The sequence below is a fragment of the Streptomyces plumbidurans genome (assembly GCF_019857225.1).
In the GTDB taxonomy this organism is placed as follows: Bacteria; Actinomycetota; Actinomycetes; order Streptomycetales; family Streptomycetaceae; genus Streptomyces; species Streptomyces plumbidurans.
Map to the genome: position 1 here is coordinate 1 of NZ_JAFJSY010000095.1, position 25,090 is coordinate 25,090.

Annotated in this window: 24 protein-coding genes and 1 pseudogene; 15 read left to right on the plus strand and 10 right to left on the minus strand. The window is 67.1% G+C overall.

All coding sequences use genetic code 11. The annotated features are described in order from the left end of the window. Window positions 1-2,492: bacterial transcriptional activator domain-containing protein (locus JYK17_RS35720; RefSeq protein ID WP_222812024.1), on the plus strand; the 2,492-nt coding region annotated here is incomplete at its 5' end. Window positions 2,493-2,611: 119 nt separating this feature from the next. Beyond that, window positions 2,612-2,821: a hypothetical protein gene (locus JYK17_RS35725; RefSeq protein WP_164932080.1), complete on the plus strand. Its 210-nt coding sequence runs from the start codon at window positions 2,612-2,614 to the stop codon at window positions 2,819-2,821. Window positions 2,822-3,140: 319 nt separating this feature from the next. Here JYK17_RS35725 and JYK17_RS35730 read toward each other — a convergent pair whose 3' ends face one another. Both JYK17_RS35730 and JYK17_RS35735 read right to left on the minus strand, forming a co-directional pair. Next, window positions 3,141-3,449: an antibiotic biosynthesis monooxygenase gene (locus JYK17_RS35730; protein WP_164932081.1), complete on the minus strand. Its 309-nt coding sequence runs from the start codon at window positions 3,447-3,449 to the stop codon at window positions 3,141-3,143. Window positions 3,450-3,568: 119 nt separating this feature from the next. Continuing rightward, window positions 3,569-4,222 carry a TetR/AcrR family transcriptional regulator gene (locus tag JYK17_RS35735; protein ID WP_108015973.1) on the minus strand — a complete coding sequence of 218 codons (654 nt, stop codon included), beginning with the start codon at window positions 4,220-4,222 and terminating at the stop codon, window positions 3,569-3,571. 188 nt (window positions 4,223-4,410) lie between these two features. On the opposite strand from JYK17_RS35735, the gene JYK17_RS35740 reads away from it, so the two are divergent. The 6 genes from JYK17_RS35740 to JYK17_RS35765 all read left to right on the plus strand — a co-directional run bounded on the left by JYK17_RS35740 (window position 4,411) and on the right by JYK17_RS35765 (window position 8,994). Then, on the plus strand, window positions 4,411-4,959 hold the full coding sequence (locus JYK17_RS35740) for a carboxymuconolactone decarboxylase family protein (RefSeq protein WP_222812025.1): 549 nt from the start codon (window positions 4,411-4,413) through the stop codon (window positions 4,957-4,959). A gap of 79 nt (window positions 4,960-5,038) precedes the next feature. Further along, window positions 5,039-5,863: an isocitrate lyase/PEP mutase family protein gene (locus JYK17_RS35745; protein ID WP_108015975.1), complete on the plus strand. Its 825-nt coding sequence runs from the start codon at window positions 5,039-5,041 to the stop codon at window positions 5,861-5,863. Window positions 5,864-5,926: 63 nt separating this feature from the next. Further along, entirely contained in the window at window positions 5,927-6,574 is a 648-nt protein-coding gene (locus JYK17_RS35750) for a nitroreductase family protein (protein ID WP_222812026.1), read from the plus strand. A 52-nt stretch (window positions 6,575-6,626) separates the two neighbouring features. Next, on the plus strand, window positions 6,627-7,544 hold the full coding sequence (locus JYK17_RS35755; RefSeq protein WP_108015977.1) for an NADP-dependent oxidoreductase: 918 nt from the start codon (window positions 6,627-6,629) through the stop codon (window positions 7,542-7,544). A gap of 123 nt (window positions 7,545-7,667) precedes the next feature. After that, window positions 7,668-8,051, plus strand: coding sequence for an MmcQ/YjbR family DNA-binding protein (locus tag JYK17_RS35760; protein WP_108016004.1), 384 nt, complete (start codon window positions 7,668-7,670; stop codon window positions 8,049-8,051). Between the two features lie 55 nt (window positions 8,052-8,106). Then, on the plus strand, window positions 8,107-8,994 hold the full coding sequence (locus JYK17_RS35765; protein WP_222812031.1) for an SDR family oxidoreductase: 888 nt from the start codon (window positions 8,107-8,109) through the stop codon (window positions 8,992-8,994). A gap of 605 nt (window positions 8,995-9,599) precedes the next feature. Here the strand turns inward: JYK17_RS35765 and JYK17_RS35770 are convergent. Beyond that, a complete protein-coding gene (locus tag JYK17_RS35770) occupies window positions 9,600-9,962 on the minus strand; it encodes an MFS transporter (RefSeq protein WP_261996509.1) in 363 nt (120 codons plus the stop codon). 32 nt (window positions 9,963-9,994) lie between these two features. On the opposite strand from JYK17_RS35770, the gene JYK17_RS35775 reads away from it, so the two are divergent. Next, complete coding sequence (locus JYK17_RS35775) at window positions 9,995-10,186, plus strand: IclR family transcriptional regulator domain-containing protein (RefSeq protein WP_234548404.1); 192 nt, start codon at window positions 9,995-9,997, stop codon at window positions 10,184-10,186. Between the two features lie 53 nt (window positions 10,187-10,239). Here the strand turns inward: JYK17_RS35775 and JYK17_RS35780 are convergent, their stop codons facing one another. The 5 genes and pseudogenes from JYK17_RS35780 to JYK17_RS35800 form a co-directional block, all read right to left on the minus strand. Next, the gene (locus JYK17_RS35780; RefSeq protein ID WP_128800744.1) at window positions 10,240-10,767 is read right to left on the minus strand and encodes a universal stress protein; all 528 of its coding nucleotides are present in this window, start codon (window positions 10,765-10,767) and stop codon (window positions 10,240-10,242) included. 98 nt (window positions 10,768-10,865) lie between these two features. Continuing rightward, window positions 10,866-11,339: a GNAT family N-acetyltransferase gene (locus JYK17_RS35785; protein ID WP_128804320.1), complete on the minus strand. Its 474-nt coding sequence runs from the start codon at window positions 11,337-11,339 to the stop codon at window positions 10,866-10,868. 46 nt (window positions 11,340-11,385) lie between these two features. Then, a pseudogene (locus tag JYK17_RS35790) lies at window positions 11,386-12,115 on the minus strand (SDR family oxidoreductase). A gap of 15 nt (window positions 12,116-12,130) precedes the next feature. Next, a complete protein-coding gene (locus tag JYK17_RS35795; RefSeq protein ID WP_222812027.1) occupies window positions 12,131-12,568 on the minus strand; it encodes a universal stress protein in 438 nt (145 codons plus the stop codon). A gap of 35 nt (window positions 12,569-12,603) precedes the next feature. Then, complete coding sequence (locus tag JYK17_RS35800; RefSeq protein WP_234548403.1) at window positions 12,604-14,085, minus strand: MFS transporter; 1,482 nt, start codon at window positions 14,083-14,085, stop codon at window positions 12,604-12,606. Between the two features lie 206 nt (window positions 14,086-14,291). Between JYK17_RS35800 and JYK17_RS35805 the strand changes: the two genes are divergently transcribed. Next, on the plus strand, window positions 14,292-14,792 hold the full coding sequence (locus tag JYK17_RS35805) for an ATP-binding protein (protein ID WP_108016005.1): 501 nt from the start codon (window positions 14,292-14,294) through the stop codon (window positions 14,790-14,792). Window positions 14,793-15,085: 293 nt separating this feature from the next. Beyond that, window positions 15,086-16,993, plus strand: coding sequence for an AfsR/SARP family transcriptional regulator (locus JYK17_RS35810; RefSeq protein ID WP_222812028.1), 1,908 nt, complete (start codon window positions 15,086-15,088; stop codon window positions 16,991-16,993). 14 nt (window positions 16,994-17,007) lie between these two features. Here the strand turns inward: JYK17_RS35810 and JYK17_RS35815 are convergent, their stop codons facing one another. Further along, complete coding sequence (locus JYK17_RS35815) at window positions 17,008-19,866, minus strand: helix-turn-helix transcriptional regulator (protein WP_108015985.1); 2,859 nt, start codon at window positions 19,864-19,866, stop codon at window positions 17,008-17,010. Between the two features lie 415 nt (window positions 19,867-20,281). On the opposite strand from JYK17_RS35815, the gene JYK17_RS35820 reads away from it, so the two are divergent. Beyond that, window positions 20,282-21,259, plus strand: a complete 978-nt coding sequence (locus JYK17_RS35820) for a lactonase family protein (RefSeq protein ID WP_234548402.1) — start codon at window positions 20,282-20,284, stop codon at window positions 21,257-21,259. A 228-nt stretch (window positions 21,260-21,487) separates the two neighbouring features. Here JYK17_RS35820 and JYK17_RS35825 read toward each other — a convergent pair whose 3' ends face one another. Next, on the minus strand, window positions 21,488-21,820 hold the full coding sequence (locus JYK17_RS35825; RefSeq protein ID WP_108015986.1) for a GNAT family N-acetyltransferase: 333 nt from the start codon (window positions 21,818-21,820) through the stop codon (window positions 21,488-21,490). Between the two features lie 148 nt (window positions 21,821-21,968). Between JYK17_RS35825 and JYK17_RS35830 the strand changes: the two genes are divergently transcribed. The 3 genes from JYK17_RS35830 to JYK17_RS35840 all read left to right on the plus strand — a co-directional run bounded on the left by JYK17_RS35830 (window position 21,969) and on the right by JYK17_RS35840 (window position 24,752). Beyond that, window positions 21,969-22,307, plus strand: a complete 339-nt coding sequence (locus tag JYK17_RS35830) for a nitroreductase/quinone reductase family protein (RefSeq protein ID WP_108015987.1) — start codon at window positions 21,969-21,971, stop codon at window positions 22,305-22,307. Between the two features lie 97 nt (window positions 22,308-22,404). Then, entirely contained in the window at window positions 22,405-24,042 is a 1,638-nt protein-coding gene (qcrB, locus tag JYK17_RS35835; protein WP_443742968.1) for a cytochrome bc1 complex cytochrome b subunit, read from the plus strand. 389 nt (window positions 24,043-24,431) lie between these two features. Next, complete coding sequence (locus JYK17_RS35840; RefSeq protein ID WP_128800749.1) at window positions 24,432-24,752, plus strand: Rossmann-fold NAD(P)-binding domain-containing protein; 321 nt, start codon at window positions 24,432-24,434, stop codon at window positions 24,750-24,752. The last annotated feature ends 338 nt before the right edge of the window (window positions 24,753-25,090 follow it).

The window sequence follows — 25,090 nt, forward strand, 5'->3', positions numbered from 1 at the left end:
GACAGGATCAGGCATCGCCATCGGCACCCGCCTCCGCCGCCCCAAAACCCAGCGCCAGCGCGTCACCGTCTGCCGCCTCACCGTCGGCGCCAGCTGACGGGTCCGGCGCCGCTGCAGCCCCCTCCCCCGCCCCGACCACGTCCCCAACCCCGGCAAGCGCTCCCGCCGGCAGCCCGCTGAACCTGCGCACCGTTCTCGGCGCCGGCGCGCTGCTGGCGGCCGCCATCACCGGTGCACTCGCCCTGCGCCGCACGCTGCAGCGCCGCCGCCGCAAACCCGGCGAGACGATCGCCATCGCGCCCGAACCGTCCACGGCCGAGGCCCAGCTGGCGGCGGCCGCCGAGCCGCGCGGCGCCGCCCGCCTGGACGCGGCACTGCGCACGCTCGCCCACCACGCGGCCCAGAAGAACGCGATCCTGCCGCCGCTGCGGGCCGCCCGGATCGGCACCCGCACGGTAGAGGTACTGCCCGAGGACCTCACCGCAGCCCCGGCGGCGCCCTTCACGGCCGGGCAGGGCGGATGGTGGGCCCTGCCCACCGGCGCCGGCCTGCTGGACGAGGACGACGCCCGCCAGGTGCCGGCCCCCTACCCCGGGCTGGTCACCCTCGGCAGCACCCCGACAGGCGATCTCCTGCTGCTCAACCTCGCCCAGCTGCCCGCGCTGCTGCTGGACGGCAACCCCGTCCACATCACCGAGGTGTGCACCTCCCTCGCGCTGGAACGCGCCATGAGCCCATGGGCAAGCGACGTCGAGATCGTCACCGTGGGATTCGGCGACGACCTGCCCCGCCTGCTGCCCACCACCCGGATCACCCACATGCACCACGCCGCGCACGCCCTGCGCGATCTGAGCGAACGCCTCCTGGAAGCACACCAGATGCCCGACACCGCACACCACCCCTACCTGCTGCTGTGCGCAACAGCGCTGGACGCGGACACGGCCTGGCAGTACGCCGACCTGATCGACCGGGCAGAGGCGGCACCCGTCACGCTGATCGCCCCCGCAAACACAGCCGCCCCCCACTTCCCCGAGGCCGAAATCCTCAACGCCTCGCTCCACGAGCCGCAGCGCCTGCACTACACGGGCACCGACATCACCGTGCAGCGCCTCGAGCACGCTGCCTACCAGCAGATCACCACCGCACTGAACGTGTCCGGGCAGCCACCCCACCCGGCCGAAGGACCCTGGCACCACATCCCCGACGAGCCCGGCCACACGCAGCCATCCGGGCGGACCGCGCCGGACAAGCCAGCCGCGGCGGAGACCGTTGCCCCACCAAGCGTCTCGTGGGCGGCAACGTCCGTCGCCGCCCACGGCGTGTTTCCGGCACTGCTGACCACGAGTGCCGATCGGTCCGAGCCAAGGCTCCTGGCCACTACTGCGCCCTCACCCCCGGCAGGCGATCCCGGCGCAGACACCGAGGCCGCGCTCCCTGCCCCAGAGGGTGCCGTGCCCTCGGCCGTGGCCGAGACCGCCGACAGCGCCGAAACCCCCGACCCCGACGCCGGTGCAACCTTCCTCGAACGCGCAGTACCAGGAGGGGGCGAGTGCGAGGCGCACGACCTGCACGCGCCGGAGATTAGGGTGCTGGGCCCCATCGAGGTGACCGGCGTGGACCACACCGGCCACGGCCCGCGGATGGCGCAACTCGCCGCACTGCTCTACTTCCGGCCCGGCCGCAGCGCCGAGGCACTGTGCGCCGCCATGGACCCCGCACACCCCTGGACCACGAGCACCCTCAACGCCCGCCTGCAGGGCCTGCGCCGCTGTCTGGGCCATGACCCCTCCGGCAACCCCTATGTACCGCGCCGCACCTCCAATCAGGACCCCTACCAGCTCGCCCCCGCGGTGCGCTGCGACTGGAACCGCTTCCTGCAACTCGTCGAACACGCACTCCCGTTAGGCCCGAACGGCCTGACCGACCTGGAAAAGGCCCTCACCCTGGTGCGCGGCCGGCCGTTCGGAGCAACCGCGCCGCCCTGGGCCGACCCCTACCAGCAGGACATGATCACCCGCATCATCGACGTCGCCCACACCGTGGCCACCCACCGCACACCCCCAGGCCCCCACCACAACCCCAGCGCCGCCCGCCAGGCCATCACCACCGGCCTCGAGGCAGACCACACCGCCGAAATCCTCTACCGAGCCTGGATGCGGTTGGAGGCTGCCTGCGGCAACCGCACCGGCCTGCACACCGCCATCACCCGCCTCCAACACATCAACACCACACTCGACTGCTCACCCGAACCCGAAACCACACAGCTCATCAACCAGTTACTGAAGCCCACACCACACGGTGAGACACCCCACCCATCACCCCCACACCCACCCCACCTTGCGCCGCAGGAGAGGAATTCGTCTCATCCCGCAGTTCAGTGCATAGATAAGCAGGTCACAGGGCAGGCCAGCAGCTTCAGGGGAAAGCATGATGATCGGTGCCGACTGTGGCCGACACCGACCGCCGTGGACCTTACGGGCGGTCGACCGTAGCGATTTGACCAGCAGGTTCTCGTCACGCTGTGACTGAGCGCTTCATTTGGCCACCCTGAGCGGCACCTCTGGCCGGTCTAGAGTGTGACGCCAAGATGAGTCCGAACGCAGAAGGACGTGTGACCGCCGCCGAACGCGACGCCACGGATGTAGTTCCAGGAGGCCAGGAGCTGGGCGGCTGCGGCCAAGAAGCCCACCAGGAAGATCTCCTGAGTGTCTGCCTTTGCACCGGAGTCCACCTGCCGCGCCAGGCACGCCGCAAGTTCGCTGTTGATCAGCTCTTCTCCTTCTGGTCCTTGAGCTTTTGCGACGTCATCCTCATGTCCTGAGCGTATGGAACCGGGAGCGTCTTCTTCGGCTACAGCCCGAATAGGCTCATCAGGTCTGTGCGCAATTCGTCAGCGCTGCTGCGTCATTCGCCATCGGCCGATGCAGGGAAGAGCGCGGTGTGCGCGGGTTGGAGATGGTGGGGCCTGCGGGTGTACGGCGGTTCCGTCTCCGCTCCGTCTCGCCAGGTAGAGGTGAGCGGCGTCATGGCTCTGGGCTTGTCCGGGGATGTCGGCCTGGTCGGCGCGGACCGCATCCGACGGCCGAGTCGATGTGGTCACGCAGGCCTCCGTCGGACGATGTTCGAGGGAAACCGCCTTCCTAGCCGACCCGCTTCGCCGCGATGTCGAACTCAGTGCCTTCCTCGGAGCTGACGAGCTCGGCGATCGCACCGAAGAAGGCAGCGGTTCCGGGAAGGTTGGCACCCTTGGCCCGCGAGGCGGCGAAGTCCTGCGAACTCCGCCAGACCACCATGTCGAGCCACTCGTCGTCCGGCAGTTGGATCAAGTGCGCGTCGAGGAAGCTTGCACGGTCCGCCCGGAAGTCGGCGAGCATCGCGGGACGAGCTGCCAGCAGCCCGGATGCGCGGCCGGGTTCCACGCGGAACCGGGTGAGTTCGATGGTGGGCACAACAGCCCCCCGGACAGTCGCCAAACAATCTTGACCGTACGGGAAAGCGTGTACGGCAACGTGGCCCCGGAACGACGTGCACCGCGACTCGCGCCGTCGCCCCATGCGCGTGGCAGCGGCTACCGAGCTTGGACTCCGTCGGCGTCCGGAGACGTCGCGAAGGTCTGCAGGTGGTCGATGGCCGCCTGCAACGCGTCCTTCAGTGGAGCGATGTCCCGCGCGACCTGGGCGAGGAGCATGCCGCCCTGGAAGGCGGCGAGGAACAGATGGGCCAGTTGCGTGGGGTCGGCCTCGGCGCTGATCCGGCCGAGTCGCTGCATGCGCTCGATTCCATCGCGGAAGATCCCCCGCCACTGGTCGAACGCACTCGCCAGCTCATCGTGAACGTCGAGGTCCGTCTTGATGATCTCGCTCGCCAGGGAGCCGAGCGTGCAGCCTTCCTGGTAGGCGCGCTCGTAGCCGACGTAGAAATCCGCCCACTCCCGGAGCGCTTCGAGGTTGTCGAAGCCGGTGAACCGCTCGTCGCGGTGGAATGTGAGGACGCGCTCGGCCTGCCAGGCGATCACGGCCAGGACGAGACTCTCCTTGGTCGGGAAGTAGTGGTTGAGCTGCGATCCGCTGACGCCGGCGGCGCGGCGGAGCTGCTCGTTGTTCGTCGCGTGGACTCCCTTGGCGTAGATGAGTTCCGCGGCGTGCTCCACGATGCGGGCGCGCGTCGCCCGCCCCTTCGATGTGAGCTCGTGAGGCGCCGGAGCTGCCGTAGTCGTGACCATGCTTCGACGATACATCAGATTGGGCTTGACAGCCCAGAACGAGTGGTGTTCACTCCAGGAAGTGGGCTGGAAAGCCCAAAAAAGGGCCGCAGGGTTCGTCGTCACCACGGCGACCGGCTCTCCGCAGCAGTAAGAACCGCCCTGGGCCCGACGCTGACCTTTCACAACTCACCGGAGGTTGATTCGCCATGTCACGCCTGACTGTTCCCTCTCCCGACGACGTCCCGGACGGCGCGAAGGGCATCCTCGACACCATCGGCGGGCAGTTCGGCTTCGTCCCGAACATGTTCACGACCCTCGCGTCGAACCCGACCGTCCTCGACGTCGTCATGACCCTGCAGAGCACCTTGAGCCGGGTTCTGGACGCGAAGACGCGGCACACCATCGCACTGGCCGTGTCACAGGCCAACGACTGCGATTACTGCCTGGCGATGCACACCTACGTATCGTCCGAACTCGGCGGCATGTCGAGCGACGACATCGACCTGGCCCGGGCCGGCGGTTCGACCGACCCCCAGCGTGCCGCGGTCGCTCGTTTCGCTCAGCAGGTGGTGGAGAGCCGCGGTCAGGTCAGTGACGCCGACCTCGCGGCCGTACGAGACGCCGGGTACACCGACGCGCAGATCCTGGCGATCGTGACGGTGGCGGTGCAGGCCCTGCTGACCAACTTCATCAACAACGTCAACCAGACCGACGTCGACATCCCCGCCGTCAACCCGGCCGCTACGACCGTCTGATCGCCGACGCTCGTCGCGTCTGCGCACTCAGCCGGCAACTCCTTCACCGCCCCACAACGATCACTCGGAAAGGTTCGACATGTCGGGCTCCGAACTCTATGAGCGCTTCATGGCGCTACACACCCGCGACGGTGGCCTCGTCATGCCGAACGCATGGGACGGCCTCTCGGCCCTGATGCTGGCCGACGCCGGCTTCGAGGCGATCGCGACATCATCGGCAGCGCTCGCCACCACGCTCGGCCGGTCCGACGGGCGACACGAAGTGACCCGTGGCGAACACCTCGAGCATGCACGGCTGCTGGGCCGGCTCACCGGGCTGCCCGTCAACGGGGACTTCGAGGACGGCTACGGCGACACGCCTGAAGACGTCGCCGCAACCGTGGAAGCCGCCGTCGGGTCCGGCCTGGCCGGTATCGGGATCGAAGACACCTCGGGCAATCCGGAACAACCGATCCGCGACTTCGACGAGGCAGTAACCCGCGTACACGGCGCCGTTCACGCGGCCAAGGGGCGCATCGTCGTCACCGGCCGTACCGACAACTTCCTCCAGGGGCGGCCCGATCTCGACGACACCATCCGGCGTCTGACGGCCTTCGCCGAGGCCGGCGCGGACGTGCTCTACGCCCCCTTCCCGCCCGACCTCGACGCACTCGTCGCGATCGTCACCGCTGTCGCACCGACACCGGTGAATGTCCTCATCTCGCCGGCGGACACGGTGCTGACCGTTGCCGAGCTGCAGAAGGCCGGGGTCAAGCGCATCAGTGTGGGTCCGGCGCTCTACGCCCACGCGGTGGAGGCACTCGACCAGGCCATCAAGGCTCTGGTCGCGGGTGACCTCGCCTCGGCGACGACAGGAATCAGCTTCGAGCGCATCAACGAACTACTCGCCCGCGGCACGAACTAGCCCAGACCCTGCGGACCACCGTCCCTCCGCCCCTCACCCACTCATCGCACGAAGAAGGCGGACATGAATCTCGACAAGCTCATGAGCAAGCACCTCACCAGGTATTTCGACCCCAGCAGGACCATCCCGGAGGAAACCCTTCAGCAGCTGCTGCGGTTCCTGCGTTCCACGCCGTCATCGGTGAACGTACAGCCCAACCACTTCTACGTCCTCGCCACGCCCGAAGGCAAAGAGCGGCTCGCCGACAACCTGGGCGAACGGTTCCAGGACAACGCCGAGAAGATCCTGAACGCGTCGCACACCATCATCCTCACCACCCGGGCAGACGTGCCGGACAGCCACATCGAGGCGGTGTTCACGAAGGAGAAGGCCGACGGCCGGTTCCCCGACCCGTCCAAGCAGGAGCTGTGGGAATCCATGACCCGGGACTTCCTCAACCTGCGCAACTACGGCTACAAGGACCTGAACCACTGGATGGAGAAGCAGACCTACATGGCGGTGGGCCTGACCATGATGGCGGCCGCCGAACTCGGCGTCGAGGCCACGCCGCTGGAGGGGTTCGACCCGACCACTGTCGACAAGGCCTTCAAGATCCGTGAGAGCGGACACTCCACCACGCTGCTGCTGGCCCTCGGCTACCCCGACCCGGAGAAGGTGTACACCACTCCGATCTCGCGCTTCGACGCCGACGAGCTGTTCACCTTCATGTAGGAACCCGCCCGGAAACCGGCACCCACCACACATCCGAGGAAGAAGCATTTCGATGAAAGCCATTGTGGTCACCGACCAGGCCGCGGGAACGGCCGGAATGACACTGACGGAGCGGCCTGAGCCGATCCCGGCGATCAACGACGTCGTCGTTCAGATCCATGCCTCGGGCTTCGTCCCGACCGAAATGGAGTGGCCCTCGACCTGGGCCGATCGCGCCGGCCACGACAAGACACCGTCGATCCCCGGCCACGAGCTGGCCGGAGTGGTCACTGCCCTCGGCTACGGCACGACGGGCCTATCGATCGGGCAGCGGGTGTTCGGCCTCGCCGACTGGCACCGCGACGGGACCCTCGCGGAGTACGTGGCGATCGAAGCACGCAATCTCGCACCGCTGCCGGGCGACGTCGACTTCACGGTGGGCGCGTCCCTGCCCATCTCAGGTCTGACCGCGTGGCAAGGACTGTTCCAGCACGGCCGCCTCCAGGCCGGCCAGACCGTCCTCGCCCATGGCGCGGCCGGGGCGGTCGGGACGATGGTGACCCAGCTCGCACGTGAAGCGGGCGCGTACGTCATCGGCACCGGCCGCGCCGCCGACCGCGACAAGGCACTCGACTTCGGTGCCCACGAGTTCGTCGACCTCGAGAACGATTCACTCAAAGACGTCGGCGACGTCGACCTGGTCTTCGATGTCATCGGTGGCGACGTCCAACAGCAGTCCGCCGCCCTGATCAAGGCCGGAGGCACCCTGGTGTCCATCGTCGGCCCGGTGGAAGCACGGCCCGCTGACGGCCTGGCCGTGGACTTCGTCGTCGAAGCTGATCGCGCCGAACTCGGCGAGATCGTACAGCGGGTGCGGGACGGACGGCTGCGGACCAACATCGGCGACATCGCGAGCCTCGACGACGCCATCGGCGCCCTCAACCCCACCACGCGGCGCCTCGGGAAGACCGTCATCCGGGTCCTCCCGTAGGCAGTGGACGGCCAGGATCCTACCGGCAGGTCATCTGCCTGCTCCACGCCACGGTCGGCGACCGGCGGTAGGACCCGAACCGATACACGCCAGGCACTCGAACCGACAGAGGAGTTGATCACCTTGGACGGACAGGAACTGCAGAAGATCGCACGTGACCATACGGCGGACCTGCCCGGCGCCGACCAGGAGCAACGTTTCGACCCCGACTGGGAGCTCCACAAGGTAGGCGGCAAGGTCTTCATGCTGATGACCGACATGCCGGGACGTCCCGTGGTGATCCTCAAGGCCGATCCGGACGACGCCACCGCCCTGCGTGAGCAGTACGCGGACATCACCCCTGGCTACCACATGAACAAGAGGCACTGGATCACGGTGGAGGGCGGAGACACCGTCGACGGCAACCTGGTGAAGGACCTCGTCACCGACTCCTACTGTCTCGTGGTCGGCGGGCTTCCCAAGTCCAAGCGACCCGTGGATCCACAGACTTACCACCGCCACGCCTGACCCTCGCCATACCCATCCTGCGACGCGGCGTCGCACCAGTCATCCGGAGCCTCCCATCCGCGTATTCGTCACTGGCGCCAGCGGCAGCATCGGTTCGGTTGTTGTTCCCGACCTCATCGCCGCGGGCCACGAGGTGCTCGGCCTCGTCCGCTCCGATACGGCGGCTTCGGTCCTCGCGGCCGCCGGCGGGACGCCGCTGCGCGGAGACCTCACCGACCTTGACGGCCTCCGCGCCGGCGTCGCGCAAGCCGATGGTGTCATCAACCTCGCCTTCAGCAACGACTGGAGCAACTTGGAGCAGGGCATCTACGAGGAAGCGCGCGCCGTGCAGACCCTCGCGACCGAACTCGTAGGCAGTGGCAAGCCGTTCGTCCACGCCGGCCTCACGCCGATGGTGCCAGGCCACATCTCCGCCGAGGAGGACCCCAACACCACCAAGGGGCCGGTCGGTGGCCGCGGCCGCAACTCCGACGCGGTGCTGGCCCTGGCCGCCCAGGGCGTCCGCTCCTCCGTCGTGCGACTGCCCCGCTCCGTGCACCAGCGCGGGTTGGCATACGGCTTCTGCACGGCACTCATCGCCGCGGCGCAGAAAACGGGCGTGTCAACGTACGTCGGCGACGGCACGCAGCGGTGGCCGGCGGTCAACCGGCTCGACGTCGCCCCGCTGTTCCACATCGCACTCGAGGACGCTGCGCCGGGCACGGTCCTGCACGCGGTGGCCGACGAGGGCGACACCATGAGGTCGCTGGCCGAAGCCATCGGCGAAGTCCTCGCGATGCCGGTCGAGTCGGCCCCGCCCGAGCGCTTCGGCCTCGTCGGTCGACTGTTCGCCCTTGACATGCCGTCGTCGAGTGCACGGACCCGCGAACGGTTCGGTTGGAAGCCCGCCCACCCAAGCCTCCTCGACGACCTCGCCGCCGGCGACTACCCCGCCTTGGGCTGACATCCTCAGGATGCCGCGGCAACAGGTGGTTCGTCCGGTCAGGTCCTCCCACCGGCGTCCGTGGTCCATCGACCAGCGCACCACTGTCCGTTGCGCCCAGGTACCAAGGCACCCTCGATCCGCAGGCCTGAACGGGCGCGCTCGGCCGACGAGTTGCGCACCCGCGCCGCGGCCGCCGCCGGGTGGATGCGGCTTCTTCGCGGATCAGCAGAACGAGTACGAGAACAACCTGCCCCGTGCCAACTCGATCCGCGTCCGTTCTCTGCCGCCTCGCGAGATCGGCTCCTGGGCAACGAACTCCCCATCGTCGTCCTGCTCGTTGGCGCAGGAGAGCCTTGCGTCCCGCCACCCACTGTCCTCACGGACCTGGAACCGACCGCCAACGGTCCCGACGTAGACGGCGTGTCCCGGGTCACGGCCGGAGTCACGCCGGCCGCGACGCCCCGACGACGGTACCCCCGCGGCCGGCCCTCCCCCACTCCGCCGCCGCCCCGGCCCGCGCGCCCCGCCCGACGTTACGATGTGCAAAGCGACGGGCGCCCGGGCAACGGAGAGCAGCGTCTCTCAACAAGGCCGATGGGCTCAGTACTTGGCCAACTCCACAATCAGGCCAACTGCAGCCGCTTCGCGCGATGTCCCAGGTACAGGACGATCAGTCCGCACAGCGCGGTGGGGACCATGAGAATCATGAAGAGCTGCTCGTGGCTCATGCCGTCGGCCAGCAGACCGCCGACGATCATCGGGCCGACGATCCCACCGACGCGACCGATGCCCAGCGCCAAGCCGATGCCGGTGGAGCGTACCTCTTCGGGATAGAAGGCCGCAGCGAGCGCGATGACACTCTTCTGCCCGCCGCTGATGGTGCAGCCGATCAAGAAGATCGACGCCAGGACCATCCAGACCGGCGAGCCCAGCACCAGGCCCATGAGGACCAGGAATCCGCAGCCGGCGAAGTAGAGCGCACTCAGGGAGCCGCATCCAGGCCGCCCGAGCGGCGGGCATGGCGATCAACTCCGAAGAGCTCGAGGTCGGACTGCTCTCCATCTCCGTACCGGTCCACGATCCGGACGGCCGGCTGGTCGCCGCCGTCTCGGTCAGCGCCTCCAGCTCCCGCGTCACCGTCGATGAACTCCGCGACCGGTTCGCCCCTGTGATGAAGGTGCACGCGGCAGCGCTCGGCCGGCAGTTGTGAGCGACCGGTCACTGCTCAAGGACACGCACGCAGGGAACGACCCTGTTCGCGGTTCATGCGCTCAAGCGAGAGAGGTCGTGGGCCATGGTGTGAAGCAGGCGCTTCTTGCGGGTGAGGGCTTCGAGGTCGAGCTGGAGTGAGGGCGGGGGGACGGCGAGGACCGGGCAGGTGGCGTGGGTGAGGCAGTAGCGGGCGACAGGTGATCGCCGGCGGCGGAGTCTCCTGTGGTGTCCGGCGCCGACGACCAGCAGGTCGGTTTCCTTGTTGGCGATCTGCACAAGGGTGCGGCCCGCGTTGCCGGAGATCACCAGTCCACCGATGGGGACGCCGTCGTCAGAGGCGGCGAAGACATCGTTGAGTATGTCTTTCAGCAGGCTCATGGCTGCGGTCCTGGTGCCCTTGAGGGTTGATCGACCGGTCCCGACAGGTGGGTCCGTGACGTGGGGACGCCAGACCATGACTGCCAGGAGCCGGCGCTCGGTGAGCCGGGCTTCGGTGCCTGCCCTCCGCAGCGCGACAAGGCTGTTGAGCGATCCGCTGATCCCGACCACGATGCGCTGCTGCTGTGATGCGCTGTCCATGAGGCTCCTTCTTTCGGCCCGGAGGACGCCTTCATCGTCACTTTGAGGACGTCCAAGGAGACGTCGCGACGTTCACGCTCGGCCCCAACACCGGACGGTTACGTCAGGTCGCGCTCGACCGCGGTGAGCTCCTCGTCGGGTCCGGCTCCCGCGCGTTCCGGCTCGGGGTGGGCGCCGGCACCGGGGTGGACCTTGTCGATGAGGTCGGCGTACTCCGGGTTGCGCTCGATGAACTCACCCACCACCGGGCAGATGATGGTGATCTTCTTCCCGGTTTCGCGGATCTCGTCCAGCACGCGAGCGACGAGTTCCGTGGCCACCCGATGATTGCGGTAGGCCGGGTCGACCCAGGTCGTCAGCAGCACAACGCGGCCGCCCACGAACCGGTACGAAAGTTCGCCGATGGCTTCGGGACCGAGGGCGGCGACCCAGCGACCGTGCTCCGCGTCGTTGAGCACGTCGAGCTCCCAACTGGACTCCACCTCACTGAGAGTTGACCCGTCCAAAGCGGCGATGAGTGCAGCGTTGTTCTCTTCCCTCACGGAAGCCTCGGCTTCGGGATTGATCGCCATGGTCACACTTTCTGTCGGGGGACCCTTCGTACAGGCCCCGTCTCGGTCACGACCTGAGCCAGTCCCGGTAGGTGGTTTGGGCGACGACTGCGTCCCCCTTGGCTATGAGGTCGTCTCCCGAGGCGGCGGCGTATATGCCGGCCGTGCTGTCGGTGACGACGCTGCGCTGGTCAGCACGCGCGGCCGGAGTGATCCGGCCCAGCTCGTCGAGGGTGGAGGCCTCGGGGCCGGCGACTTGCGGGTGCCCCTCAGCGGGGCACCGACGCAGACCGCGGCTACGGCCTGAACGACGCCGCGGCTATGGGCTGGAGGCGCGTGGCGGGCAGCCGGACGGTCCTGCCGTCGGAGGTCCACGACATCACCGTATCCATGAGCTCGAAGAACTGCGTGGCGCTGACGATCGAGTACGGCACGGAACCGGTCTTGACGATGTCCTCCTGCACCACCTTGGCGCGGTCGTACACGAGGCCCGGCACGAGATCGACGCCGACGATCGAGAGGACCACCGCGTGGCCGACGTCGGCGGACTCGGCGGCCCGCAGCAGGCTTTTCGTCGTCGTCCGGAAGAACGCGAGAGCGGCCTCGTCGGAGGTCGGCGAGTCAGTCAGGTTCGCGACGACATCGGCTCCCGGCAACGCCTCGGACAGACCCTTCCCGCTCAACAGAGCCAGTCCGGTGGACGGTGAGTGCGGCACGGCCTCGTGCCCGCTCGCGTTCAGGACGTTCACCACCCGCGACCCGATGAGCCCGGTTCCGCCGATCACGGCGACTTTCATGCGTCCTCCCCTTCGTCAGGCGCCGGTGGCCGCGGCCCTGTCCGGAGCGAGGAGGACGGCCGTGTGGCTGGCGTGCGTGACGATGTCGCTAACGCGGGGATTGAAGAGGGCGGCGACGACTCCGCGGTGGTGCGGGCTGAGGACGATGAGATCGGCACCGAACTGTCCGGCCGTTTCGTTGATCAGGGCCGGTACATCGTTGAGCAAACCGTTCGCGAGCGTGCCGTCCGCCTTGACTCCTTCGCCGCGCAGAGCGAGGACGGCCTCGTCGAGGATCGCCCTGGCTTCGGCGTCGTCCTCCAGGCCTACGACGGTGTCGAGTGTGGCGGTCGCTGCGACGACATGCAGGACGTGGACGGAGGCACCGGCCAGCCGGGCCAGCTCACCGGCCATACGTACGGACGTGAGACGCGAGGGGCTTGGATCGACCGCGACCAATATGCGACTGAACATGTATACGCTCTCCCTAAGAAACGAAGTTCGTTCGGCTACTGGACGTCCTGGCTGTTCGCGATCGCACTGAGCTGCGGGTTGCGGGCGCGGAGGACGGTGAACAGGGTCGAGACCAAGGCAAGTGCGCCGTAGGCGAGCGAGATCTCTGGCAGCGAGAAGATGTGGGTGAGTTGGCCGGCGATGAGGGCAGGGATCATCGCCCCGCTGTAGGAGAACAGGTAGATCACGCTGAAAGTCGGTGCCCTGTCGGCCAGGATGCTGCCGTGCAGCAGGCCTCGGGTTGCGGCGCTGATGGCGATGCCTTGACTGGCGCCGGCGACGACCGTCGCGGCGATGAAAAGCACCAGCGTGCCGGTGCCGATGGCTGTGATGACACCGATCATGCCGACCAGGAAACCGATCATGCCGACGCGCTGGGCTCTCGCGGATGTGAACCGGCCGCCGAGGGGAGCGCCGAGGACGCTGGGACCCATGTAGGCAGCGAATGTCACTCCGAGGACGAGTGTGCTGCGCGTGTGCAGTTGGTCTTCGACCAGTGCGGGCACGAACGCTTGGTAGAAGGCCCCGGCCGCCCAGGTGGCCAGGAACACCGCTGCCGCGACGGGGAGCAGCCGCCTGACCCGCGCGGGCAGGCCGACCCGCGGCCGCAGTGATCGCCAGGCGCCCGGCATGGGAGTAGCGGTTTCCGTGCTGACGGCGATGAGTGCGACCGACAGGAGAAGGAGACCGATGACAACCAGGTAGATCAGGTCCCGCGGCCACGGCCCGTACTGGACCAGGGCGCCGGACGCGACGGCGCCGACGGCGAGGCCGAGCATGACCGTCTGGCTGGAGGCGACCGACGCCAACCAGGCCGGCTTGGGGGGTGCGGCGTCGACGATGTAGGACGTCAGGCTACTGCTGGCGAGTCCGGCGCCGAGGCCCATCATGACCCGACCGGCGATCAGAATGCCGATGTCGTGCACGTCCAACAGCAGCAAGCAGCCGAGCAGGAGCAGGATGAGGCTGGCGATCGAGACGGGCCGCCGACCCAGATGACCGGACAGTCTGCCCAGGAACAACAGTGTGGCGAGGGTGGCGACGGAGTAGGCGACGACGGTGATCGAGATCTCGGCGTTGGTGAACCCGTTCTCGGCCCGGTAGACGTTGAACAGCGGGATAGTCGAGCCCACGGCGGCAAAGACGGCCACCAGGGAGATCACCGCTGAGAAAAAAGCAAGCTGGTGCGTTCGTACCCTGACGACAGGGTCGGTCACTGGCGCCGTGTTGTGCATCGAATCACGTCTTTCTCTTGTCCTGGGAGCCCCGGTCCGGTGATGCACAACGGCCGGCGTCATCGTGCAGGCAGTTAGTGTCGGCTCGTCGCGCCGTCTTACCGACGGCGTCGCGATCTTGTTCGTATCCGGACGCGGATCGCGGATCGCGGATCGTGGATCGTGGATCGCGGCGGTGACGGTCCGGGAGGTCGCGGCGGCGGATGACGACTCACTGTCATGGCACTGGTCGTCGCCATTCACCCGGCGCCGGGCACCACAACGGACGCGCGCGCCTGGCCGGCCTCGTTGTCTCAGGTGGCCAAGATCGGGGGTCAAGGCCCCAAAACATTAGGGGCCACCCCTAATGCCCGGCTTGATCGAGGCTCGTAGAACAGAGGGCGTAAGGATTTCGCCGAAAGGGCCCGAGATCGATGAGGCCGTTTCCCGCAGTACGGGAAGTGATCGCCATGCACGCCACCGTCGAGGACCTGGTGCGCCCGGCCCTGGACACGTGCCCGACGCTTGACCGACCGGACACCGTGGTGTCCGGGCCGGGTGCAGCGGTCGGTGGCGCGGTGAGCCGGGCGCTGGAGCACCGGCCGGTCGCCGCGGGTGCGGCGCGAGCGATCACCCGTACCGTCCTTGAGGACTGGCACGTGGACCAGGACGCCGCGCAGTCGGTGCTGCTGGTGGTGTCCGAGCTGGTCACCAACGCCGTCGAGCATGCCTTGGCGCCGGTGACGCTGCACCTGTATCGGGATCGGGCCGCAGAAGTCGTGTGGGTCGGCGTCACCGACGGAGGCCCGGCCCAGGACGACGGCGCCTGGACCTCCTCCTGCACTCGCGAGGAGCACGGCCGTGGCCTGGCCCTCGTCGAGGTGCTGGCCACCAGCCACGGCACCCGGCCCCACCCCGGCGGCACCGCCACGCACTGGGCCCTCCTGACCGTTCACGAAGCGCCGGCCTGAAGCGGCCTCCTTTGCGCACTGCCCTCCACATCCCGGTGCGCCCGCCCCTGACCAACCTCCACCTTCCCGACCCGCTCCACCCTGCGCATCGACCACAGAACAGGAATCACCATGAGCTCACCCGACCTGGAACTCACCATCGACAAGGCAGTCACCGTCACCTCCGACCTGCACGTGCGTGTGCCCGGTCGATTCCCGTATGCGTGTAGCGACCCGCACCCCGTTCGGGGCAGCGAGACGGTCCTCCCGGACATCGACCGTTTCCCTGACAAGCATTCAGGGCGGTAGAAGTCATGGACGCGGACATCCAGATCTCGGTCCTGGGCCCGGTCCGACTGCACAAGCAAGGGCTGGAGGAGGCGGCCGGCCAGCCCAGGCAATGCGCAGTACTCGCCTCGTTGTTGCTCAGGGCGGGCAGGCCGGTGAGTCTCTCGAGACTAGTGGAGGACGTGTGGGGCGATGAGGCCCCGCTGTCGGCCATAGGCTCCGTGCGCACCTATGTCTACAGGCTCAGGCGAGCGCTGGGTAAGCGGAGTGACAGCTCACTGAACCTGGTCGACGGAGGCTACCTTCTGCGCATCCCACCGCACGCCGTGGACCTGAACAGGTTCAAGGAGACGACGACCGAAGCACGAGAGGCACGCAGCGCCGGCGACCCGGAGGCCGCGGCGAACCTGCTGTGCATGGGCCTCGAAATGTGGAAAGGGGAGGCCCTCGCCGGAGTCCCGGGACCGTTCGCAAGCCAGCAGCGCAGGGTCCTGGGCGAGTTGCGACTCGCATGCGCCGAAGACCAGCTGGCCTGCGAGGTGGAGAGGGGGCGCTTCGCCGAGGCTGCCGCTGAACTGTCCGCTCTCCTTGCCGAACACCCGCTGCGCGAGCGCGTATGCGCCCTCCTCATGACCGCGCTGTACGGCGCCGGGCGGCAGTCCGAGGCGCTGACGATCTACCACTCGACCAGTCACCGGCTGCGTCAACGCCTCGGCGTCAACCCGTCTCCGGAACTGCGGCACGTCCACGAGCGCATCCTCTCCGGGCGATTCCAGCTGCCGGAAAGCACCGACCGCACCGTCGGCGGGCGGCATACCGCCTCTCCCCGGCCGCCGGCCCAACTGCCGGCAGCCCTGCCCCATCTCGTCGGGCGCGAGAAGGAACAAGAGCAGGTCGAGCATCTGATCGCCGATGCCGACGCGTCGTCCTCGGTGGCCATCTGTGTGGTCGGCGGGGCGGCAGGCGTCGGCAAGACAGCCTTCGCCACCACTGTCGCCCATCGTCTGGCAGACCGCTTCCCGGACGGCCAGCTCTTCGCCGACCTGCACGGGGAGGGGCCAGGAGCCGAGCCGAGGGACCCGGCAGGGGTCCTCGCGGACTTCCTGCAGTCTCTGGAGGTCCGGCCCGAGGTCCTACCCGAGACCACGCAGGCTCGTGGGCTCATGTTCCGGGACCTGCTGGCCAAGCGCCGCATGCTCGTTGTGCTCGACAACGCCTGGAACGCGGACCAGCTGAAGCATCTCCTCCCGGGGAGCCCCGGTTCCATGGCCCTCATCACCAGCCGCATGCAGCTCCACGCGCTGGTGGCTGCCCACCAGGCGCTTCCCCTGACCCTGCTCCCCCTGAGCCAGGACGACGCACGCAGCTTTCTCGCCCGGCGCCTCGGAGCAGCGAGGACGTCTGCCGAGCCCGAAGCAGTCGACCGCATCATCCACCTCGCCGGACGCCTCCCCCTCGCACTGGCCAATGTCGCCGCCCGCGCGGCCTACCGCCCTCAGATGCCTTTGGCGAGCCTGGCCGACGAATACGCACCGTCCGAACACGGCCCCTTAGATGCTTTCACCAGCGAAGTGGACCCAGTGCTCGACGTGCGCGCCTCCATCGCCCGGTCGTACCGTCTGCTCGACCCGGAGGCCGCCTCGCTCTTCCGCGCCCTCGGCGCCTGGCCTGGCCACGTGTTCGCCGCGGCCGACGCCGCCAGAACAGCCGCGCAGCCCGAACACTGGGTGCGTCAGACCCTTTCACGGCTGATCCGCGCACACCTCGTCTCGGAGATCATGCCGGGCACGTACGACTGGAACCGACTCGTGGCCGCCTACGCCGCAGAGCAAGCAGGCTCAGGGATGTCGGAAGCATCCGCCCAGGCCGCCGGCGACGATCCACCAACGGCTTCCGGTTCTGCCCCAGCCACGCCAGTGGACTTCCCCTCGTGAAGTCTCCACCTCATTCACGACGCACCCAGTGCGGCGGGAAGCTGTACGCGGCTGGTAACGGACAGCTTGCGATAACAGTTTGAAAGGTGGACCTCAACAGTCTTCGGGGTGACGAAGAGAGTTTGAGCGATCTGCCGGTTCGTCTGACCGTGTGCCGCCAAATCCGCGACTCTTCTTTCGGACGGGGTGAGCGCGCCTGGACCGGTGAGTGCTGTGCGTCGACGGCGGGCTCCTGCGGTGGCGAGTTCAGCACTGGCTCGGTCCGACAGGGGTACTGCGCCGCAGCGGGTGGCGAGATCAAGGGCCTGTCGTAGGGGCGGACGAGCGTCGTTGCGGTGACCGGCCTTGCGTAGTGCGGCACCGAAATCGACCAGGGCTTTTGCATACTCAAGGTGCGCAGGGGAGTCTTTGAGTACGCTTACTGCCGCTTCGAATAGTTCGATTCGGTCCCGTTCCGGCGAAATGAGGCCAGACACACGCAAGGCCCGACCCAGAGTGCGAGGCGCGCCCCACCGTCGAGCACGGTCGAGATTCTCATCCGCGATGACGCGAGCCTCACTGTCGCGATCAAGGTAGTGAAGAGCCAGTGCTGCCAGTGTTCTCCAGTCCGCCACTGCGGGATTCTGAATCTGATAGAGACGGCATGCCTCCTCTGCCTGTAGGGCAATTTCAAGAGCCGTTTCATAGTTGCCACGGACTCTTTGCAGTCGGCTGAGCGCCGTCAGGGACAGGTACACCGGACCTGGAGGGCAGGTTGTTGCGGTGACTCCCACCTCGGCCAGAGTCCGCTCAGCCTCGTCGAGACGTCCTTGCTCGATCAAGGGCTCGGCCAAAACTGTGCAGCCCAAAAGGCGGGTAACCGCCGAACCGTTCAGTTGTCCCACTCGAATTGTCTCGCGTCCATCTTGTTCGGCCCCTGCAAGATCACCGTGCCACAACAAGGTGTAGCCGCGATGAATGTAGACGGAGGCCAATGTGAAGAGGGAACCGCCCACGTGAGCTCGCTTCACCGCACTGTCCAGGCTGGCTATTGACATATCGTCGTCAGCCGCCGCCAGGGACCACCATCCGCAAGCCAGCGGCCCGTTGGGATCTGCTTGGTCGACGAACGCATCATCTGCGAGGGTCTCGCGCGCGCGAAGCACTCCGGACGGATCTCCAAGAGCGGTATTGCGGCCGGCGACCGCACAATACAGAAGGCGGTCTCCGTAGCCGTCGCCGTGCGGGAGTTGACGTAGTTCTGGCAAGCAGTCGACTATGTCTTCCCTACCGGGGACATACCACGTACTGGAACTGAGGAGGCAGGCCTGAAGGCGCTTCCTGAGATCCTCATCAGTGGCCGGAAGGCCCGAAATTGTCGATTTTTGTATATCAACGCCGGCGTCCGGCCGTGCGAGGTAAATATAGGCCATGCCCAAATAGGGCGCAATTTCCGCGCGTTCAACGGGGCCCATACCTTCCCACGCTTCCTGCAGAAGACGAGCCCCGGTCACGACATCAAACAGCAGCGCCGTCTTCCCGGCTTCCAGAAGAATCGCTCGCCGCTCGTCGCCTTTGGGCGCCTCGTCAAGACTTCGACGCAAGTAGACATAGGCGCTCTCCGGAGCGCCGCGCGCCGCTGCAGCAGCGGCGGCAGCACGTAGGTCCGTAACGGCCACCGGATCCATGGTTGCCGGTATTCGCATCAGATGGTAGGCCACCTGCTCCGCGGGAGAACCACTCTCCCGCAGAAGTATTGCGGCACGGTGATGTGCTGTGGTGCGGTCGGCGCGGTCGAGGGATTCATAGACCGCATTACGCACAAGGGGGTGCACAAAGGAGAGAGTCGGAGACCCGTACACCTCGTCGATACGCACAATTCCCCTCTGCTCCAAGAGGATGGCGCACTCAAGAGCCCTGCTGATGGAATCCTGCCCTGCCAGGCGCGCAGCGCGCATCAGCGGCGAGCGGTCGCCCAGAACTGCGACCGCCCGAGCCAGTGGTGCGCAAGCCGCCGGCAAAGCCATGAGTCGAGAGGCGACCAGATCGGCCACCGCAAGCCCCCCGAGATCGGCCACCCGTCCGGCGTTCCTGTCGCTGGCTGACAAGCCCTGCGCGGAGAAGGTAAGGCCGAGTTCACGCAACAGCAACGGGTTTCCACCGGCGGCCCTGTGACAGGTAATTGCGAACTCTTCCTCCACCTCACCATCCATTACCTGCTCCAGCAAGGTTGCGGTCGCCTGGGCGCTGAGCTCCTTCGGATTCAGCTCCACGAGCGCCGGAGCGGAGATTATGTGCTGCAGCAGTCGCTCATCAGTAGCGTGCTCGCCTGTGCGTAGCGCAACAGCTACCAGCAACGGCTGCGTCTCAATGCGGGGTAGGAGGTAAGCCAGATACCGCAGTGACGGCCTGTCGCACCACTGAATGTCGTCCACCAGCAATACGAGTGGGCGGTCCTGACATGCGTTGATGGTGAGCCAATAGAGACCGTGCAGAACCGCGAAATCGCCAGGTTCACCAGCACTGGAGATGGCCTCAATGGCTTCTCTCGCCTGCTTGGCCGCCCCGGTCCACAAGGACTCCCGAGCGGTCCGATCGGCCTTCAACGCCAACTCTTCAAACAGTTGCCGCACTACACCGAAGGCAAAATCCTGTTCGAATTCCGTGCTGCGTGCAGCGGTCACACCGAAACCGGCCTGGACCGCCCCGGTCCGGACCTCTGACAGCAGTCGGCTCTTTCCGGTACCAGCCTCTCCCTTCACCAGGAGCAGGCCGCCGCCCTTCCCAATCCCTTCAATGATGTTTGTTATGAGGGCAGACTCTGTCGCTCTTTCGAGCAGTTCAAGTTCCCTACGAAGCATTGCTCCAGTATTCCCCCTGTATGTCCTGTTCATCAAGGCTCAGGGGTATTTGCAGCAGCTGTAGATCTTGGCTGTGCGGGGCGGGCCGCTGGATGAGCTCTTGGGAGTGGCGCCGCAGTCCGCCAGGCCGGTAACGTCCGGCCGCACGCCGCGTTGACGTACGGGCCCGGCGCCGTAAGGCAGTTGGGCCGATCGGACGCTCATGCCAGTGCGAGGCCGACCAAGGCCCGTACGCGGCGTGGCGGCGGCAGAGACCGCCGCCACGCAGAACGAGGAGACCGATGAAGAAGATGAACAGGATCGCCCGGTCCGCCACCACGGCGGTCGCCATTGCAACCGGCGTAGCCATGTTCACCGCTCCGCGTCGGCGAGCCCGCATCACCCGAGGCAGGTAGCCTCCGATGCGCCGGTGTTCATGTAGAGCGACGCGCAAGACGGCAACACTGTCGTGGCCTACGACCGTGCGGACGACGGCACGTTGAAACAGCAGGGTGTGTACGCGACCGGAGGTCTGGGCGGCAAGCTCGACGGGGCCGTCGTGGACAAGCCGGCTTCCCAGAGATCCCTGACGTACGACCCGGCGCACCGTCTCCTGTACGCGGTCAACGCCGACAGTGACACCGTCACCGTCTTCGCCGTCCGGGGCGATCGCCTCCTGCGGCGTCAAATCGTCACTTCCGAAGGCGAGTTCCCGGTGAGCGTCACCGTGCACGGCAACCTCGTGTACGTCCTCAACGCCCTCGACGGTGGCTCGGTGCAGGGCTACCTCAACGTCGCCGGGCATCTGGTGAAGGTGCCGTCATGGCATCGAGGTCTGGGGCTGGACCCGGCAGCGACACCGCAGTTCACGCACACTCCGGGACAGATCGGCTTCACCCCGGACGGCAGCAGGCTGATCGTCACCACCAAAGCCGGAGGCAACAGCTTCGAGGTCTTCCGGGTCGGTCTGCCGGGTATCGCCACCAAACCCGTGATCACGGGCGCGCCCGGCTCGGTGCCCTTCGGGTTTTCCTTCGACCGCGCCAGGCGGCTCGTCGTCACCGAAGCCGGACCGAACGCGGTTGCCACCTATCGGGTCGACGGCGACAACCACCTCACCAAAGTCGACGAGAAGGCGACCGGACAGGCAGCCACCTGCTGGGTGGCCACCGTGGGCAACGACATCTACGCGGCGAACGCCGGAAGCGGCACGTTGAGCGGGTTGCGGACGGGGCAGGACGGCACACTGACCTCGCTCACCACCACCCCGACCGGGGCCGGCACGGTGGACGTGTCCGTCTCCGGCGACGGCAGATTCCTCTACGCCCAGACCGGCGCCGCCGGCGGCGTCGACGCCTTCCGTGTGAACGCCGACGGGTCCCTGACCCGGACCGGATCGGTCGTCGTACCCGGCGCGGTCGGCGGCGAAGGCATCGCCGCCCTCTGAGCCATGGCGTGGAGGCCACCACCACGAGCGACAGTGGCCTCCACGCCAACCAGGTTGTCGCGCCCGGTCGTTCCCGGGCACGCCGGTCGTTCTCAGGCACGCCGGAGGATCAAGCAAGGCCGCATGGAGGTGGGCACGTCCGTCCCCGTCGGATCCGTAGGCCCACTCCATGCGGCCATGCGATGGTACGAGCGAACACCTCAACGGACGATGCCCGAGAGCGGTCCATCAGCGGCGCGACCGGATGCCGGGGCGTTCGGGGTCGACGACACCGGCGTACTCCGGATGATCGTCGATGAAGGAGCGGACCACCGGGCAGATGATCGTCACCTTCCGTCCGGAGTCCGCGACGTCCTCGAGCGCGCCGGCGATCAGCTCGCCCGACACACCGTGATGCTGGTACTCCGGTTCAACCGCGACCGAGATCATCGCGACCCTGCCGGCCGTCAACTCGTAGACCAAGGTTCCGATGCGGTCCGGTCCCAACCAGGCGTCGTAGGTCTCCGACTTGGCGTCCTTCGCCACGCGGATGTCGAGGTCTGAGTACTTGATTCTGTCCACGTCATGACAGCGCCGCGGTGCTGGTGCTTCTTACTCGTAGGAACCGCTGAAGGGCAGGTGGAGGTCACAGTAAGACGCTGCTCCTCCCGGACGCTCACCTCCGAAGAGGTGTCCAGAGCCAACGACAGAAAAGTATGGGGAGGTATCTGTGCCTCTGGAAGGTGAGTACGAGCCGAGCCCGGAGCAGTGGGTAGGCGATCAGGTGGCGTTGTACGAGAGTTCCGGCGGGTCGAAGGGGAACGTCTCGCCCGACATCGGGCCGAGGCATCCCGCCTGGTATTTCAACGTCAAGGCCGACCCGCATATCGAGCTGCAGGACGGCCCGGTCAAGCAGGACATGTGGGCGCGCGAGGTCACCGGGGCCGAGAAGGTCCGGTGGTGGGAGCGGGCGGTTGCCGCGTACCCGCCGTATGCCGAGTACCAGCGCAGCACCCAGCGGGAAATCCCGGTGTTCGTGCTGGAGCCTGCCACCTCCATCAGCCGATGAGGGCAGTTGCCGACCGGGCACGTGACCGGATCCACGTGTCTGCGGAGAGGCATCCGGAAACGGCAGGAGTGCCCGCGTCCGGAGAGAAGAGCGCAAGGTGACGATCAATAACCTCAGAGACCAACGCGATTCACCCCGGGGTGAGCGCATAGCGGACTGGGCGGATTCCCGGCTTGGCCTCTACACCATCGCCAAGGCCAACATGCGGAAGATCTTTCCGGACCACTGGTCGTTCATGCTGGGCGAAGTGTGTTTGTGGAGCTTCGTCGTGCTGATCCTGACCGGGATCTATCTGACGTTCTTCTTCCACCCGTCGATGAACGAGGTTGCCTACCACGGCAGTTACGCGCCGCTCAACGGCATCACCATGTCCGAGGCCTTCGCCTCCACCCTCGACATCTCCTTCGACGTGCGCGGTGGCCTGCTCATCCGTCAGATGCACCACTGGGCCGCCCTCATCATGGTCGCGGGCATGCTCATCCATATGATGCGCCACTTCTTCACGGGCTCCTTCCGCAAGCCCCGCGAAGTGAACTGGATGTTCGGCTGGACCATGCTGGTTCTGGGGATGTTCGAAGGTTTCGTCGGCTACTCCCTCCCCGACGACCTCCTCTCCGGCACGGGGCTGCGCTTCGTGGAGGGCGCCATCCTCTCCGTGCCGATCGTCGGCACCTACCTGGCCATGTTCTTCTTCGGCGGAGAGTTCCCCGGCACCGAAATCGTCCCCCGGCTCTACTCGGTGCACATTCTGCTGCTCCCCGCTCTCATCGCCGCGCTGATCGTCGTCCACATGATCCTTCTCGTCTACCACAAGCACACACAGTGGCCCGGCCCCGGCAGGACCAACCGCAATGTCGTCGGCATGCCCTTCCTGCCCGTGTACCTCGCCAAGACCAGCGGCTTCTTCTTTCTCGTCGCCTCCGTGATCGCCGCCATGTCGGCCATCGCTTCCATCAACCCCGTGTGGACGTACGGCCCTTACCGCCCCGACCAGGTGTCCACGAACGCCCAGCCGGACTGGTACATGGGCTTCTCCGAAGGTCTCATCCGCGTCATGCCGGGGTGGGAAATCAACGCGGCAGGCCACACCCTCAACCTCGGTGTGCTGATTCCACTGATCGTGTTCCCGACCGTCCTGCTGGCCATCGGCCTGTACCCCTTCTTCGAAAGCTGGATCACCGGCGACAAGCGCGAACACCATCTCCTCGACAGGCCGCGCAACCGACCCGTGCGGACCGGTCTCGGCGTCGCCTGGCTCAGCGTGTACTTCCTGCTCCTGGTCGGCGGCGGAAACGATCTCTTCACGACCCGATTCCACCTCTCCATCAACAGCGTCACCTGGTTCATCCGCATCGCACTGTTCGTCGGCCCTGTAGTCGCATTCCTCATCACCAAACGCATCTGCCTCAGTCTCCAGAACCGTGACAAGAGGAAGGTCCTCCACGGCAGGGAGACAGGCACCATCCGTCGCCTGCCGCACGGCGAGTACATCGAGGTGCACCAGGACCTCTCCCCCGCAGAACGTCACACCCTGACCGCGCACGAGCAGTACCAGCCCCTCGACCCCGGAGCGGCCGAGGACGCCAACGGCATCCCTCGCAAGCTCTCCCGCCGCGATCAGCTCAGAACACGCCTGTCCCGCGCCTACTTCGGGCCGTCGGCACAGGTCGCCAAACCCACCAGAGAAGAACTGCGGCCCAACGAGGAAGAGACCACGCACAGCATCGAGCACTGACGAGATCCACCTGGACGCCGACGACGTCATCGTCACCAGTGCCCACGGAACCTGCGGGCCGCTCTGCCGAAGGTGACGACGGCGAGGTGGGGCGTTCGGGTGTCACTGATGGTCCTTGCCGAAGGAGCGAGTGCGTCGGGGCCTGCGGGGGCGCGGGCGGAGTCGTGATCGGATCGCCGCCCGTGATGACCTCGCCCCACGGTCCGACTGGGTGCTGCCTGGCCCAGCGGAAGGTGAACTCCTGACCGGGCGCATCACCGCCCGCGGCATCGCCGAGTGGGCCCGCATTCACGGTCACGGTCGGAGCCGGCGATGGACTGGCCGCCGAACTCATCCGCGGCGCCCTCAATGGTCTGCCGCACCCCGCCCGGCCGGCCCGCGCCGCCGCGGTGGGAGCACTCGCCACCGAGCAGAGCCTCGGCGCCGGCATGGAGAAGCTGCTTCCCCACACCAGTCCGGGGGTTGCGCTGTCCAACGGCCGTTGCCTGCATGACGCTGGCGTCGCCGAACGCGCAGTGGCTCTCGTCCTGGCCGCCCAACGAGACCTGCCCCGCAGGATCCGCGACCAGCACGTCCGACGCCGGGCGCCCCCATTGACCCGGTCACTGGCCGACACCCGCGCGATCACCATCGGATACGGCTCCATCGCGGCGGCGATCGAGCACCGGCTGCTCGCCGGCGCCGACATCGTGAGGCTTGCACTGCTGTAATCCCCTGCCACCGGCGGTCTGATGCACGCCGGCCCGCCTTCACCGCGTCGGCGCCTACCACCACCCGATCCACGGCACGAGCGAGGCCCGTCACGTGCACCCCTCCACCCGACGTGGCGAACGTGCCATCCACAGCGCGTCTACTCCACGTCGACGTGCGGCTCTTCCCTCTGCCCCTGCGCAAAAGGGCGCATTATGCTCGAGCCGTACCGAGGCGCCTTCAGCTTGTGGTCGAACCACCGGACGCCTTCGGCACCAACCCCGTAGAACGGCCCCTGGGCCGGCGCAGGCGCGCTCTGTGCGCATGGGTCGCACTGCGGCCGCCGATCCGCAGACGT

What these genes read in the sequence shown, in the direction of transcription:
- JYK17_RS35735 (WP_108015973.1), bottom strand. Translation starts at nt 4,222, where the DNA reads ATGGTCACGACTACGGCAGCTCCGGCGCCTCACGAGCTCACATCGAAG.
- JYK17_RS35740 (WP_222812025.1), top strand. Translation starts at nt 4,411, where the DNA reads ATGTCACGCCTGACTGTTCCCTCTCCCGACGACGTCCCGGACGGCGCG.
- JYK17_RS35745 (WP_108015975.1), top strand. Translation starts at nt 5,039, where the DNA reads ATGTCGGGCTCCGAACTCTATGAGCGCTTCATGGCGCTACACACCCGC.
- JYK17_RS35750 (WP_222812026.1), top strand. Translation starts at nt 5,927, where the DNA reads ATGAATCTCGACAAGCTCATGAGCAAGCACCTCACCAGGTATTTCGAC.
- JYK17_RS35755 (WP_108015977.1), top strand. Translation starts at nt 6,627, where the DNA reads ATGAAAGCCATTGTGGTCACCGACCAGGCCGCGGGAACGGCCGGAATG.
- JYK17_RS35775 (WP_234548404.1), top strand. Translation starts at nt 9,995, where the DNA reads ATGGCGATCAACTCCGAAGAGCTCGAGGTCGGACTGCTCTCCATCTCC.
- JYK17_RS35780 (WP_128800744.1), bottom strand. Translation starts at nt 10,767, where the DNA reads ATGGACAGCGCATCACAGCAGCAGCGCATCGTGGTCGGGATCAGCGGA.
- JYK17_RS35785 (WP_128804320.1), bottom strand. Translation starts at nt 11,339, where the DNA reads ATGGCGATCAATCCCGAAGCCGAGGCTTCCGTGAGGGAAGAGAACAAC.
- JYK17_RS35795 (WP_222812027.1), bottom strand. Translation starts at nt 12,568, where the DNA reads ATGTTCAGTCGCATATTGGTCGCGGTCGATCCAAGCCCCTCGCGTCTC.
- JYK17_RS35805 (WP_108016005.1), top strand. Translation starts at nt 14,292, where the DNA reads ATGCACGCCACCGTCGAGGACCTGGTGCGCCCGGCCCTGGACACGTGC.
- JYK17_RS35810 (WP_222812028.1), top strand. Translation starts at nt 15,086, where the DNA reads ATGGACGCGGACATCCAGATCTCGGTCCTGGGCCCGGTCCGACTGCAC.
- JYK17_RS35815 (WP_108015985.1), bottom strand. Translation starts at nt 19,866, where the DNA reads ATGAACAGGACATACAGGGGGAATACTGGAGCAATGCTTCGTAGGGAA.